The organism is Marinicella sediminis, assembly GCF_002000055.1.
In the GTDB taxonomy this organism is placed as follows: Bacteria; Pseudomonadota; Gammaproteobacteria; order Xanthomonadales; family Marinicellaceae; genus Marinicella; species Marinicella sediminis.
Genome location: NZ_MVBD01000017.1, coordinates 24,269 through 36,653 on the forward strand (window position 1 = coordinate 24,269; position 12,385 = coordinate 36,653).

A 12,385-nucleotide genomic window follows, 5' to 3' on the forward strand; every position below is an offset into this window, starting at 1 on the left:
ATGTGATGATGCTGAAGCCTCGAATGACTCATTGAAACAGCTGTCGTGAAGGACGCGGCACATCATCTGGCAACCTGGACTCAAAATGTTCAATGTATGATTCTTCCCCAATGTCTTTTATGATCAGTCTCAACTTATCCAACAATTGTCCGGTCACTTCAGTTTGTTGGTATTTGGCTGCTCTGATCCACATTTTCTGATAATGTGGCAATGCCTTGAGGTGCGCCCCGGATCCCATATGGATATCGCACTGAATACCCTCTAAAATTCCTTGCATTTGACCACTGTCCTGATGTTTGCATAACTCGTCCAAAAGGGCTTGCGCTTTGGTTAATTCACCCCGTGCCACACGTTGCAACAAAACATCCAAACTTTGTCTGAATTGGAACCCGGCAGGTGAACCTTCATAAGGGATTTCCTCAATGATTTTATCTTCATAGGCAGTGCTCTGATCGTTATCTCCCAATTCATGCCATGAATGCGCCAAAGCCCGCCATGTCCATATCAACCGATGCCATGCCTGGTGCTTAAGGTAGACCAATTCTGCCTTGTTCAACACCTTCACCCGCTGTGGCCAATGTTCACCAGACCTGTGATAAGCATCCAAAAATAATACCGATTGTTGAAAGAGTGGCAATGAATCATGAGGCACCTCACTGGAATTGGGATCCAGCCAGTCCGTCACCAAAGCCGCGGCAGTTTTGAAATCCACACCTTGGGGCGATTGCCCTTCATTCAAAGCACTTGTGGCCATGACCAACCAGGCGATTTTTCTTTGCTCATCATCAAGAGCATCAAATGGCTCAGTCCTGGAAAGTAAATCTGACTTCCAGGCCAAAAGGTCATTATCAATACCCGCTTGTTTGAGCAATAGAGTCAATCCAGACACAGCGGAAAAGAAGCCCTCATATTCACCACCAAACCACAGCCTTTCAAGATGCTTGGCCCAATGGCGACGATTGATGATCAAATTATTAGACAAGCTGCTGTTGGGTTGTTTAAGCACCACATCCACCAATGACCTGACACCTTCACAAATGACTTGACTGAACAGCAACCCGATACGATCATTGCTTTGTTCTTGCTCATGCAAAAACCCCAAACAATCAGCTGCTATGGTTCTGCCATGTGGGAATCGATCAATGAATCCTGCCTGTTCCATGACAGCCAGCCCCTCACTAACTTTGGCTTCAGAATCCCCCAAGGCTGTCAACAATTTTTTGGCTGGGGCATAGGCCTGTTTCTGATCACAAACCATCATGATCATTTCCAGTAACAAACCAGGGGTGTTTTTGCACAACACCAGTAGTTTTTTCCATACCTCCGGCAATGATTGCCATTGCCAGGCATAAAATGCCTTGATCAAAGGCTGATTGTCTGACAAAACCATGTCTTTCAATTGCTTATTCACTTCGTCCAAATCAACTTCAGCACCCAACATGGGCAGGCACTTTTTGATCAGCCAGGGGTTGCCACAAAGGGCGCTCATCAAGCTTGCCGGAACCGCTTCAACTGAACCTGTATGCTGCCTCAATACATGCGAAGCGAGCAACCTTTGATCATGAGCATTCATCGGCTGCAGACTCAACCTGATGTTTGCATTTGACAATGGCCTGTCTTCCTGCTCTGTAATCACGATCACTGATTGGCCGTTGTGCACCAGTGATTCAATCATGCTGACCCATTGTGCTGACAGGATTGTTTGATCGATTGCACTCAGATCAAATACAAAACAACAAGCAAGTTTTGCGATGGCTTTGACATCGGTCTCAAGTGCTTCAATTTGCACCACTTCTTTGACCATACCAAGCATCTGCTCAGGATCCAGTGAGTCCTGTCCCAAAGCAAAGTAAAAACCATGATCGATGTGTTTTTTTAGGGCCAGATAGGCGCACACAATGTGGCTCAAATGAGTTTTACCCAACCCGGCTTTGCCCAGTATGACAGACAAACTACCTCGCTCTTCGCTGAAGCTTTGACGTATGTGCTTGATCAACGTCAATACCTGGCCATCGCTGCTGTTGAACAACAATGGCGGCAACATTGAATTTAAAAAGCCAAATAACCGTTCATTCAATGGTCGAAGTTGGGACATCGTCTCAGCATCCGGCATATTTGGCCTGGCAAAAAACACCACTGGCCGATCACCATAATGGATCAACAGCGGGCCCACATACAAGGGTACAGGTTGCAATGCGCCGGTTTCATACCCATTGATCACCTGTAATGCCTTGCGGGTTTCAACCACAGCTTGTGCCAAATCATGTCCCTCTGCCAGTTTGTGCAAAAACGTTTCAAAAACATGGTTCGCAATTTGTGGCAAACTGGCCTGGGCTAATCCAATCACATGACAGACTCCACATGTCAGAGCCACTTCACTGATTCGACTCAGTTTCTGGCCATCACTCAGGTCATCATGGACAGGAACTGACGGGGCGATGAACCACAATGGCACTCGGTGCTGGCCCAGTAGTTCTGCAACCAGCCTGACATCGGTCCATTCATCACCGATCAATATTTCAATGTGCTGCTCAATCGATCGGATGGGGCCATTGTAGTAAAAAACATGGGTATCAACCTGGCGGGTCATCAACTGCTCTTTGAGCTGTTCAAAGGTATTTGAAAAGTCACCATCCAAAGCAAAGTGACCGCCTTGTGCGGTGACTTTAAACAGTAAGTTGATCAAATCGCCAGATACTCTTGAGAGCCCTCTTGCCGTCTCACCCTCCGGCGAGTGACACAGGATGCGCAATGGTTTATCTGCCGCATGTCCTTGACCAGTGGCTGGCGAGGTTTGCGGTGACAAAAGGGTGTTGATGTTTTGTTCCATTGCAGAAGCAACACCCAAATCAAAGATCAACGGCTCAGCCGGTTTCGTGTCTGGATAAACGCGAGAAAATGATTTCGTCACGCTTGAAAGCACAAAATCCGAATCTGGCAACACCGTCAGTTCCCAGGGGGTATCTGACTGTTGATGGGTATCAGATTCTATTTTCACCGTTAAATGATGATAGCCGTTTTCTTCAATGATTTCTTTGATGTGCAACAGTTCATGGTTGTCACCCAACAATTCATCACCCAAGTTACGACCCACTTGAATGGCCCACTCAGCAACTTTTGATAACGCTGCGTTTTCTTCCGGAGCCAGTGGGAACTCAAACAAATACTTAACCAAAGATTGTTTGAACGATGATGTGGCAGGCGATTCAAAGCCATCCAACACAAACTGTTTGGTCAATTTTTCTGATTCGAATGAGACGGTCAGTTGGTGCGCATTTTGAACAGACCTGTCTGAAATGGTTAACAACATCATTGATTGCCTGGTTTCCTCGTTATCATCATTGCTGATGATGCCCTCTGAATGTGTATTCAACATTGGTTTCACCTTTCAGCGGCAACGCCGCTTTGATTTGAATGGCAATTTCCTCTGCACCTTCACGCCTGATTGCCAGAGAAATGGCATGTTCATCACTCAACTCAATTCGCCAAAAACGCCACTTTTCCGGCACATCCTTTCGTCCCGTTTTGAACTGAATATTAAGCTCATCCTCATCATTAAAGATAAAACTGAAATCCGACAATGGAATACTCAAGCCCATGCCACAGGCTTTTACATAAGCTTCCTTTAAGGTCCAAAGGTCAAAATACCGTTGCTTTTTCTTTTCCAGATCCTCCAACGCCAATAACTGTTCGACCTCATCAGGCGAAAAAAAAGTGTCGGCGATGTCCAGCCAGTTACCTTTGCGCTCCAGGTATTCCACGTCAACACCCAGGTACTCATGCTGAGCTATGGCCAGCATCACCAGATTTTTTGCATGGGATATGTTGAAATGAACCCTTGGTGCCTGGGTTTCATTGGCAATGTAAGGTCTTCCATAAGCATTTGTTTCAAATTGCCATTCCCTGGGTTCTACATCTTTGTGGTATTTCGACAGCACCACCCGCAATAGTGAACGCGTCACCATGTATTGGTGGCGGTCTTTGGCAAAATAAAAACGCGACATCTGGGATTTTTCAGCAGCAGACAAGAGGCCATGGCAGTCTGACTTCACCTTCGCATCCACTATGGCCTCATCTTGCACATACCACAGATCGATTTGATTGCTTGCGATTGGCGGTGAATTCATTTTGATCACTGCGTTTGCCATCAATCTGCCACCCATACTGTTGGCTTGACGCCCTTCAAATCAAAGGACATCGCCAACTGGGTTGTTTTGTTTTTTGTGTACCGTTGCATGTCATTCAGCAAGCTATGGTTAAGCCGGTGTGGTTTGCATTGTTTGGCTTTTCAATGACCGACTCACAGCCTGATCAAGTGAATGCAGGTTTCGACCAAATTGATTCATGGTGTCGATGGCCACAGATTGATGCTCTTCGGTCATGATGTATTTCACAAACGTCGCCAGGGTTCCACTTGGACCCAGGTCCATAAACACGTGATCCCCCTTTTGCAGCAGCATCTCAATGGTTTGAGAAAACTCCACTTCTTTGGCAAGGATTTGCCACATGTGTTGTTCATTCAAATCAGTGATGAGACTCGAATTCACCGCCGAGAAAACCGGCACCGAAGGCTCACTGAATGACAGGCTTTTGGCCATCTTCAAAATGTCACTTTGATGACGGTCCATCAATGGTGAATGAAATGCATAGTGGATGGGTAATCGCTGCGTGACGATGCCCTTTTTTTTCAATTGACTTTGCAAGTCAGCGATGTCATCTGCGGTACCGCTGTAGACACTGTTTCCAGCAAAGTTGTGACCTGACAACCAACATTTCTGAAACAAATGCTCATATGCTTTGAGTGTTGTTTGAGTTTCCAGCACCGAAAGCATGCCACCTTTGACGCCATCGGTTTCCAGGGTTTGTGCAGACTCTATGCAAAATTTCAATCCAGCTTCCAAACCAATCGCCCCACTGACCACCAGGGCCGCCATTTCGCCCAGGCTATAGCCAACCATGATGTCAGGTTTTATCCCTTGCTCCATCAACACCTTGGACAAACTGAATTCAACACAAAGAATGGCCGGATTGGTAAAGAGTAATCGGTCGAAAGGATCACCCAGGTTTTTCTCCGGTCGAAGTATTTCATTGAGCAAAGAGGTGCCCAGGTAATGGTAGGCCAACTCATCACAATGATTCATCCATGACCGAAAGCGAACATGCTGTTCATACAGTTCCCTGCCCATGTTGAAATACTGGGATCCCTGGCCTGAAAACATGAAAACGATGGGCTTACTCATGGTTTCAGATGACTTCTAACTCATCAATGTCAAAGTAACCTTTGTAGCCTTTCATATAGACGGCAGCCCTGTGACCAAACAAAACGGTGGCTTCAGAGCTTGTCTCTAAATCATCGTACGATGTGAAGCTTGATTTAACTTTGGTGCCCACGGGAAATCGCTCATTCCATAACGCCACCTTTTCATCCGCGTTCTTTCCTGACATGTCAGCGTGCAGATTGGTTTGAGTTTTCGGTTTGGATTTTGTTGCTTGCTGATCTTCTTTGTTTTCAGCCTGCGGCTTAGGGTTTGGACTGGCAGTTTGTTTCGGAACAGACGATTGTGCCTCATCGGATTGACTGCTTTTTTCCACGTGTCGCTGAATGCTGGCGACCATTTTGGTCAAAACATCGCCATGTCCAAGTTCCGTGAACGTCACATCTCCTTTGCTCAACAACAACCCAACACCATCGGTCCAACGAACAGAACCTGTCAATTGAGATGCCAGGTTTTCAATCACCTCATCGTCTGAATAAGGTTCAGCAGTTACATTGGCAATAACTGGTATTTGCAAAGGTTTGAATTTGAACTTACGCAAGTAATTCTCAAATTTACCCTTGATGTCCTGCATATAACGTGAATGAAAAGCCCCACTGGTATTGAGCGGGTAAAACAGCATGTTGTCCTTTTCAAACAAAGGCTGAATCTTGGCCATATCATCTTTCTTACCTGACACAACGATTTGTGTTGGCGTATTGAAATTGGCCAAATCAACGCCGTCAAATCCATTGACTTTCAATATGCTTTCTATCTGTTCTTTGCTGGCATTCAATACTGCAGCCATGCCACCACCTTCAGCCTGGCTCATCAACTCACCACGTTTTTTCACAATTTTCAAACCAGACTCAAAACTGAAAGCACCTGCCGCTTGCAGTGCATTCAATTCGCCAAGGCTGTGACCCATCAAAAAGTCAGCGTGATCCCCTCCGTCGGCCATCTTCTTCATGAAAGACAATGCACTGACCACATAGAGTGCCGGTTGGGTGAAACGCGTGTTAGCCAACTCTTTTCCTGGATCCTCAAGACAGAGTTCTTTGATCGAGTAGCCTAAAATTTTGTCGGCTTTTTTGACCAATTCAGGGAATTCGTCGAAAAGTTCGCCGCCCATTCCTTTCGCTTGAGACCCTTGTCCCGGAAACATATAAACGTTCATAGCTCATCTTCCTCAGTTGTGTTTAGTGTGTTCTGTAAAATTTACTTGGTTTCAAACCCTCGCCAGGCACAGGGCAGAATTAACGCCGCCAAAGCCAAAACTCAGTGTCAGCGCATGTTTTATTGTGTGGTCCTCCGATTTGGCTGGCACGAAATGACATACCTCACAAATCGGTTCCTCTAAATTTCGGCATGGGTGCAATGCTTTGGCTTTCATTTGAAGCAAAGTCAGAATACATTCAACGGTTCCTGCCGAACTCAGGCCATGCCCAATCAGAGACTTGCTGGTATTGATCCAGGCTTCATTCAACCCACAATGCCGGATGGTTGACAACTCCGTTTCATCACCCAAAGGTGAACCTGTTGCATGCGGGTTGATGTAGTCGACTTGTTGACGGTTCCATTGGGCGTGTTCAAGGGCTTGATTGATCGCGGTGATTTGGCCTTCGCTGGATGGGTTCGGATTGCGATTGCCGTCCAAACAAAAGCCCCAACCAGATATCCGGGCGTAAGGGTCTTTGGCTAAGCGATTAACTTGATCTGACCGTTCAATCACGATGGCGCCACAATTCTCACCAAATATAAAGCCATCACGTTGTCGATCAAATGGGCGGGCCGCCAGTTCAGCCTGTGCGGCAAATTGTAATGACCCCATTGCCCCCGCGGCCGTAAACCCCTGGCACTCCCAATAGGAAAGATCCATGAGCGCGCCTACAACAATGCAGGCGTCAACCTGCCCTGATTGCACAGCTTGGGCTGCTTGGATGATTGCAATTTGGCCGCTGGCCGAAGCGCCACCCAGGGTGTATGCGAATCCTTTGATGCCGAATACTTCAGAACACAATGCACAGGTGTCACTGTCCATGAAGTTCATCGCATAAGCTGGCCGCAGGAATGCCTCTCGACCTGCGAACTTGTTTTGAACCAGTGCAATTTCCCGTTGTTGAAAATTCGAGCCACCAACAATCAAGCCAATCCGATGCCCCTCCAGACTGCTCAAATCTGCATCTTGCCAGGCCTCATGCAGCGTTGCCAGCGCCACTGTTGATGACCATGAAGCCGTACGCAAATGTTTGGCTGGTAGTGACTCAGGCAAACACAAGTCTGTTATTTCGGCACCCAAGAAAGCACTTTGTTCGTTGCTTGCTGTGGCGTACTGGCGGCCTTCACGATTCATCACTGAAAACTCATGATTGCCATTGAGCATGGCCCTGGTGACTTCAGCAGCACCCTGCCCGATGGGAGTGGTGACGCCAAGACCAGAAATAATCAGGTCCGGCTGATCACTGTTTTTCATACAACAAATCGACCAACTCTCCAATGTTGGTGGCACCTGCCAATTCAACCAGTGGCACATTCAATGACAACGATTCCAGGGTCATCATCACTATTTCAGAGCGGTCCATGGAGTTGGCCCCCAAGTCTTTCAGTGCATCGCTTGAATTGATTTCATGTGCAGTCAGCGAAGGCAACACTTCTGTGGTATTTTGTACGACTGCATCAAATATTTCTTTTTTTTCCATTGTCATTTCTGAATTAAAATTGATTGGGGATAATCAGCCTGGTCCACAGAGAAGACACAGCAAACCAAATGATTTAACCCTCATTGTTCCCAGGGAAATTGGCCAGTATCTACGTAAGTACTGATTTTATTGATGTTCTTGACATCACTGAATATATCTTGATTGGTCTTCAGCGCCATGGCTTTGTCGCTGATCAATCCACCACTGAGTGAGTTCATGTAAGTCTTGTGCTTCATGATGGCGCTTTTATCTAACCTACGCAATCGCAACAGATGCTTGCGAAGCAGGTTGTCGACATTGTCATCCAGGGCGTCGGCCAGTCCCCATTGCACAGCTTGTTCCGCGGTAATTGATTGGGTCATCAGGGTCATGTAATTGGCCTTTGATTCACCCACTCGCCTGATCAAAAATGGAAGTACACATGCTGGAATGAGGCCAAATAACAATTCTGACAAACCAAAATCAGCGCCTCTTTCACACAAAACCACATCACAAGCGGCCACAAATCCCACACCTCCTGCATTGGTTTTACCTTTGACTTGAGCAATCGAAATATAAGGACCTGTCGCCAGGTTTAACCAAATGTTGTACAAAGGTTCTGGATTATTGGGGGCTTGAAAAGCATTGGCCTTCATTTTTTGGGCAATCTGATTGAAGTCCGCCCCAAAACAAAACACCTCCGGCAACCCTTGTAAGACAACAACCTTGGCGTACTGCTTGGCTGCTTCCAGCAGCTCATCCATTTCTGCAATCAATTTATCATTGATGGCATTTTTTGCTTCCGGGCGATACATTTGAACATACAAAATGTCCTGTTCTTTTCTGATTCGCAGGGTTTCATAGCCCCCTGACTGTTCGTGTGCTAGCCTAACCATACGTACTCTCTGTGAAATTCTTTGATTTGTTTCAAAAACAAAGTGGGTTGTCCCAGGGTTTCCCTGGCTTCTGGAATGAAGTCTTCATCAAGAACCGTGTTTCGGGTGCCAAACTTGAGGGCTGTACTGCCAGTCAGAATACCGTCGTATTCCTCCATGCTCAACTCATGACGGGCATCTAACTTGTCATTAATGTTGAGTGCCCGCAATTTCTGCTGACCTTCTTTGGTGACCACCAAACTGAAGAACTCAGAGCAACAACCAGATCCATATGAAAACACACCAATGCGTTTGGGGTGTTCAAAATCCCCATTTTCTATGGTACTTGTCAATGCCAGAGCTGCGGTTGCCCCCATGATATTACCCACCCGTTGGCAGTAATCCAACCCAGGCAGCACCCGCAGTGAAAAATCAGCTTCAATGACATCTGGTTTGGCCTTCAACAGCTTGCGCATCATGTTTCGATGAGCCCCTTTTACCATCCCGCCAAACGGCGTGTGATAAGCAATGTAATCAAAGGTTTCATCGAATTTGACCCCTTCAACGCGTTTACAATATTCCAAAAAGGCATTTTCACAACAGTCAAGGTATGACAACAATGACAAATCAGAATCACCCGCATCCGCGTCTGGTGATGGTCGGCAAGTGTCCATCACTTCATATCCATAATAACCATTGGCACCCACATCAATTTGAGCAATTTTCGGCTGGTCACTGATCAGCATGGCCACGGCGCCAGCGCCATTGCTGGGTTCGGCAAAAGACCAATCCGCAGTCAGGGCATCTCCACCTTCTTCCACCATGAAGCGGGAAATATCTGTGGCAATCACCAGAACCTTGGCACCGGGTGAAACCTGAGACAGGACCATGTTTACAGCCATTTGTATGCCTGCAACGCCTGAATAACAAGCGTTCTTTAGCTCAAACAGCCGACAGTTTCTGTTCAGTCCCAACAAATCATGGCAATACGTACTCATCGACTTACCAAAGTCAAATGATGACTCGGTACAGGTGATAACCATTTCGATGCGGTCTTTTTCTTCATCAGACAAGCTGTCAATCAATGGCTTGGCGGCATTGACACCAAAAGTGATTGGGTCCTCAAAAGGCAACGCCACCGTTTTTTCCTTCATCAACAGATTTGAAATTCGCGACATGTCAAGCCCTCTGTGCTTGGCCAATTTTTCAACATCCAAATAGACGGTGCCACCAAAGACATTGATGGCTTCGATTCCTACAATTTTCATACGATGTATATTCTTAAATTATTATCAATCCCTCAACAGGGGAGATGGATTAGCATTGCCATCCTGAGCCTGTCGCTTCATTCTTTGAAACCAGGCCTACAGGTCATTGTTTATTGCGCTGTTATTGAATGAGGCTCCTCTTTTGAAGATCTATCCAGATTAACTGTTATTTAAAGTCGAATAATTTCGCACGATTTTGCCCTTTTCTTAAGCGAAATGATGCAAATGTATTTTTATCTTTAAATTGTAAATAAATATTATTATAAAGTAAATCTGAAAAGTACTGTCCTGGTATCTTACCATAAGAATGTCCTGGAAAAATTTTTGTGCTTGGTTTTATATATTTTTTCAAAAACTCCAGACTTTCAAACATTTCATAGGCCGCAGCAGTGTCTGGACAGGTTCCACACCCTTCCGCAAAAAGCACATCTCCCGTGAATAAATTGTTGCCCACCATGTAACAAACACAACCCGGTGTGTGCCCTGGTGTGAACAAAGGACGGATGGACAATCCGCCAACCAACCAAGGCGTTTCTTCAAAGGTTTCCAAACGAGGATGTTCAAATCCCGAAAAACCGGCCTCTGCTTGAGACATCCATATGGGACATTTGTAGCGGTCTGCCACCACCTTCGCCAAATTGATGTGATCTGCATGTGTATGGGTGATCAAAACACCTGCCAGCTTTGCTCCTGCTTGCTCAACGGCCAGATCCACTTTGTCCATTTCCCAAGCCGGATCAACAATAACTGCCAGCCTGGTGTCACGATCAATCAACAGGTAATTGTAGTTTTTCATGAACTGATAAAACATCTCCAGCACAACCACTTCCGGTTCACTGCCAAACACGCTGTTCATGCCAACAAAACTTCTCATGGCTGTTGATCCTGCTGGCGGCTGGCGGTCATAAGGCGATTGATCTCTTGGCTCATGAACCTGGCTGTTTCACACATGAGCTGCTCTGCAACCTCTGCCACCCGCCGGTTTCTCCAGTCAGCCAATGGCGTGTCCTTTACCCACTGATTAAAGGCGCCAAGGGCTGGGCCCGTGTGTACCTGAAAGTCTATTCTTTTTTCACTCATGCCTTGAAGCGCATACCTGGTAGTGAGGCTGAAATATTTTTTGAATACCAATGCGAGCTGATGTTTTTTACATTTATGTGCTTTTTCAATGATTTTACTGTTCCCTTTTTGCAGGTGATACTGCTCTACTTCAGCCCAAACTGCGGCGAAACCCTGTTGAAAATATTTTTGCTCAATTTGTTTTCTGGTGGCTTCGGGGATGTCATCCCACCCACGGTATTGTGAATACAAGTCATACAGTTTATTGGCTCGGGCTGCAAAAAAATTGCCCTTTTTAAGCACCTGTACCTTGGCTCCAATCTCAAACATGTCACCAGCCGGCGCATAGTCAGTGTCCTGAACATTGATGCTTTGCAACATGTCTTTCACCTCATCACTGGTGGCCGCTTCCACAGTGCATTGATTGATTGAGCCTGTGAGGATGAAATCGGCCCCCATCATGAATGCCGATGCGGCAGATTGTGGCACACCAATACCTCCCGCAAGCCCAACATGAATGGCATCTTGATAAGCGTATTTTTCCAGCACAGTTAACCTGAGGGACTGAATGGATGGCAACAACACGGAGGGTATTCCCCGGTCTGTGTGTCCCCCTGAATCAGCCTCCACACAAATGTCAGAACACATCGGAATTAATTGGCTCAATTCACTTTGTTCTTTACTGATCTTGTTTTCAGCCAACAACGTCTGAACCATTTTTAAGGGCGGTGGCGAAAGGAACTTCTCAGCCACTTCTGGTCGTGATAGCTTGGCAATAATTTTATGGGCGCATTGCACCGTACCATCTGCCGCTCGTGATAAGCCACTGACCCGGTAATAAACCAAAGCCAATGTCATTTGCATATAAGCAGATGCTTCAACAATGTTTACGCCATGCTTGACGTACATGGCCACAGTGTTCAGCTCAGCCTCGGGATTTTCCATTTGGCTGATCAAATTAACACCAAAGACTTCATTGACAGCCAATTCAGCTTGTATGGCAATGATGTCATTTTCAACGGCTTGTATATCCCTACCTCCGGTGCCCAAAAAACCCAGCAGCCCTTTTTGCGCCATGGCCACAACCAACTCTTTTGAAGCAATTCCCTGATACATGGCACCGGACAAATAAGCGTACTTGATTTGGTACCTGCTTTTGAACTCAGCTGACCCAAGTGATTCAGGTGTCAGCGAACAAAACCATTGGTCAGATTGCACAGGCTTTGACTGTTTCATTGCTGTTCTTCCAT

10 protein-coding genes are annotated in these 12,385 nt (G+C 46.3%); all 10 read right to left on the reverse strand.

Annotation, left to right across the window (positions count from 1 at the left end):
* Positions 1-28: 28 nt before the first annotated feature.
* Positions 29-3,376 carry a hypothetical protein gene (locus B0475_RS16455; protein WP_077412975.1) on the reverse strand — a complete coding sequence of 1,116 codons (3,348 nt, stop codon included), beginning with the start codon at positions 3,374-3,376 and terminating at the stop codon, positions 29-31.
* Positions 3,339-4,127, reverse strand: coding sequence for a 4'-phosphopantetheinyl transferase family protein (locus B0475_RS16460; RefSeq protein WP_198538358.1), 789 nt, complete (start codon positions 4,125-4,127; stop codon positions 3,339-3,341). The genes B0475_RS16455 and B0475_RS16460 overlap by 38 nt, the downstream gene beginning before the upstream one ends.
* A gap of 129 nt (positions 4,128-4,256) precedes the next feature.
* Complete coding sequence (locus B0475_RS16465) at positions 4,257-5,240, reverse strand: acyltransferase domain-containing protein (RefSeq protein ID WP_077412977.1); 984 nt, start codon at positions 5,238-5,240, stop codon at positions 4,257-4,259.
* Between the two features lie 4 nt (positions 5,241-5,244).
* Positions 5,245-6,432 (reverse strand): ACP S-malonyltransferase, encoded by a 1,188-nt coding sequence (fabD, locus tag B0475_RS16470; RefSeq protein WP_077412978.1) that lies wholly within the window; start codon positions 6,430-6,432, stop codon positions 5,245-5,247.
* Between the two features lie 51 nt (positions 6,433-6,483).
* Complete coding sequence (locus B0475_RS16475) at positions 6,484-7,728, reverse strand: beta-ketoacyl synthase N-terminal-like domain-containing protein (RefSeq protein ID WP_077412979.1); 1,245 nt, start codon at positions 7,726-7,728, stop codon at positions 6,484-6,486.
* Positions 7,715-7,954, reverse strand: a complete 240-nt coding sequence (locus B0475_RS16480) for an acyl carrier protein (RefSeq protein ID WP_077412980.1) — start codon at positions 7,952-7,954, stop codon at positions 7,715-7,717. Before B0475_RS16480 ends, B0475_RS16475 begins: the two co-directional genes overlap by 14 nt.
* Before the next feature lie 80 nt (positions 7,955-8,034).
* On the reverse strand, positions 8,035-8,829 hold the full coding sequence (locus B0475_RS16485) for an enoyl-CoA hydratase/isomerase (RefSeq protein ID WP_077412981.1): 795 nt from the start codon (positions 8,827-8,829) through the stop codon (positions 8,035-8,037).
* Positions 8,817-10,076 (reverse strand): hydroxymethylglutaryl-CoA synthase family protein, encoded by a 1,260-nt coding sequence (locus B0475_RS16490; RefSeq protein WP_077412983.1) that lies wholly within the window; start codon positions 10,074-10,076, stop codon positions 8,817-8,819. The genes B0475_RS16485 and B0475_RS16490 overlap by 13 nt, the downstream gene beginning before the upstream one ends.
* Before the next feature lie 166 nt (positions 10,077-10,242).
* Entirely contained in the window at positions 10,243-10,950 is a 708-nt protein-coding gene (locus tag B0475_RS16495) for an MBL fold metallo-hydrolase (protein ID WP_077412984.1), read from the reverse strand.
* Positions 10,947-12,371 carry a PfaD family polyunsaturated fatty acid/polyketide biosynthesis protein gene (locus B0475_RS16500; protein WP_077412992.1) on the reverse strand — a complete coding sequence of 475 codons (1,425 nt, stop codon included), beginning with the start codon at positions 12,369-12,371 and terminating at the stop codon, positions 10,947-10,949. The genes B0475_RS16495 and B0475_RS16500 overlap by 4 nt, the downstream gene beginning before the upstream one ends.
* Between the last annotated feature and the right edge of the window lie 14 nt (positions 12,372-12,385).

What these genes read in the sequence shown, in the direction of transcription:
- B0475_RS16455 (WP_077412975.1), bottom strand. Translation starts at nt 3,376, where the DNA reads ATGTTGAATACACATTCAGAGGGCATCATCAGCAATGATGATAACGAG.
- B0475_RS16460 (WP_198538358.1), bottom strand. Translation starts at nt 4,127, where the DNA reads ATGAATTCACCGCCAATCGCAAGCAATCAAATCGATCTGTGGTATGTG.
- B0475_RS16465 (WP_077412977.1), bottom strand. Translation starts at nt 5,240, where the DNA reads ATGAGTAAGCCCATCGTTTTCATGTTTTCAGGCCAGGGATCCCAGTAT.
- fabD (WP_077412978.1), bottom strand. Translation starts at nt 6,432, where the DNA reads ATGAACGTTTATATGTTTCCGGGACAAGGGTCTCAAGCGAAAGGAATG.
- B0475_RS16475 (WP_077412979.1), bottom strand. Translation starts at nt 7,728, where the DNA reads ATGAAAAACAGTGATCAGCCGGACCTGATTATTTCTGGTCTTGGCGTC.
- B0475_RS16480 (WP_077412980.1), bottom strand. Translation starts at nt 7,954, where the DNA reads ATGGAAAAAAAAGAAATATTTGATGCAGTCGTACAAAATACCACAGAA.
- B0475_RS16485 (WP_077412981.1), bottom strand. Translation starts at nt 8,829, where the DNA reads ATGGTTAGGCTAGCACACGAACAGTCAGGGGGCTATGAAACCCTGCGA.
- B0475_RS16490 (WP_077412983.1), bottom strand. Translation starts at nt 10,076, where the DNA reads ATGAAAATTGTAGGAATCGAAGCCATCAATGTCTTTGGTGGCACCGTC.
- B0475_RS16495 (WP_077412984.1), bottom strand. Translation starts at nt 10,950, where the DNA reads ATGAGAAGTTTTGTTGGCATGAACAGCGTGTTTGGCAGTGAACCGGAA.
- B0475_RS16500 (WP_077412992.1), bottom strand. Translation starts at nt 12,371, where the DNA reads ATGAAACAGTCAAAGCCTGTGCAATCTGACCAATGGTTTTGTTCGCTG.